General features: G+C 48.6%; 2 protein-coding genes. Both read left to right on the top strand.

Annotation, left to right across the window (positions count from 1 at the left end; translation table 11 throughout):
- The coding region (locus GRP75_RS26975; RefSeq protein WP_202404340.1) for a helix-turn-helix domain-containing protein at window positions 1-572 on the top strand (572 nt) is incomplete at its 5' end.
- A 34-nt stretch (window positions 573-606) separates the two neighbouring features.
- Window positions 607-1,293, top strand: coding sequence for a response regulator transcription factor (locus GRP75_RS26970; RefSeq protein ID WP_160790891.1), 687 nt, complete (start codon window positions 607-609; stop codon window positions 1,291-1,293).
- Window positions 1,294-1,400 lie beyond the last annotated feature (107 nt).

Here is a 1,400-nt window from a genome sequence, read left to right as displayed (position 1 = left end):
CAAATCGTGCGATATTATTTCTGCCGACTCTTCAGCCGAATGATCATCAGAACGCACCTGGCTCTGATCAGGAAACGTCCTGGAGTGATACGCTGAAAAACTGGTCAACTGAAAAAGCCTGGGGTACCGCCGATTATTATTTAGGCATCGGAAGTGCCAAAAAGTTATGGGAGCTGCTGCAAAGCTACAATGAAGCACGTCGTGCCATTACTGTAGCCCAGCGGCTGTATCCTGATAAACGTGTATGCAAATACAGCGATATAGAGATGCACTATATGCTTGGAGAAGCGATGGACAAAGAGGAGTTTTCAAATTTGTTTGAACGCAAGCTGGGGAGACTTCAGCAATATGATCGCTCACATGGCAGTGACTTACTCAAAACGTTATTTTATTATTTGGAAAACAGGGGCAGTCTGGTAGATACAGCCAATTATCTTTTTATACATCGTAACTCAGTAAAATACAGATTGGAACGGATACGCGACATGACAGATTTTGATCTTAACGATCCACGTGAGCAGTTTATATGTCATACATGTCTGATTCATTATTATTTGCGGGAACATAGGTAGCTGGAGCGTTTTTTTAATGCAGGGAGGGCAGGACATGGATAAAAAAATACTGATAGCGGACGATGAGGCGAGCATTCGGAATGCGCTGGCTTATGCGTTAAAGCGAGAGGGTTTTTTGGTGGAAACCGCTGTTGATGGGGAGGACGCCTTGGAAAAAGTGCGTTTGTTCCACCCGGATGTGCTCATACTGGATGTGATGATGCCCAAACTGGGTGGATATGAGGTGTGCCGCCGTTTGGAAAGTCGGAAGGGCATCGGTATTTTACTGCTGACGGCCAAAAACGATATCGTTGATAAGGTACTCGGGCTGGAGCTGGGTGCGGACGATTTTATGAGCAAACCGTTTGACCTAAGGGAGCTGCTCGCTCGTATTAAAGCATTGGTACGGAGACTGGAGCGAGAAGGAGCGCCTGCCCCGGAAGGAACAGAAATGGTACTCGGCCCATTACGGGTACGTCCGTCCAGTCGAACGGCTGAACTTGGAGCCATAGCGCTGGATCCGACCCCCAAGGAGTTTGATGTGCTGGCGCTGTTGGTGTCTCATGCCGGGAGGGTGTATACACGGGACGAGCTGCTAGAGCAGGTATGGAGCTTCGATTATGTGGGCGGAACGCGTACGGTGGATATTCATATCCAGCGCTTGCGCAAGAAGCTTGAGCCGCATCAGGCGATATTGCAGACCGTGTATGGTATCGGCTATAAGGCAGAGAAAATGACGTGAACGAACATCATTCACTCCATCAGCAAGGAAGCTTGCGGTCCACCGACCAACAGAAACGCAAACGCAAACCTACAGGCTTAAGCCTGCGTTGGAAATTTCCCCTGGTA

Origin of the sequence: Paenibacillus sp. OT2-17 (genome assembly GCF_009827695.1) — a bacterium.
In the GTDB taxonomy this organism is placed as follows: domain Bacteria; phylum Bacillota; class Bacilli; order Paenibacillales; family Paenibacillaceae; genus Paenibacillus; species Paenibacillus polymyxa_B.
This window is presented reverse-complemented; position numbering and strand designations above follow the sequence as displayed.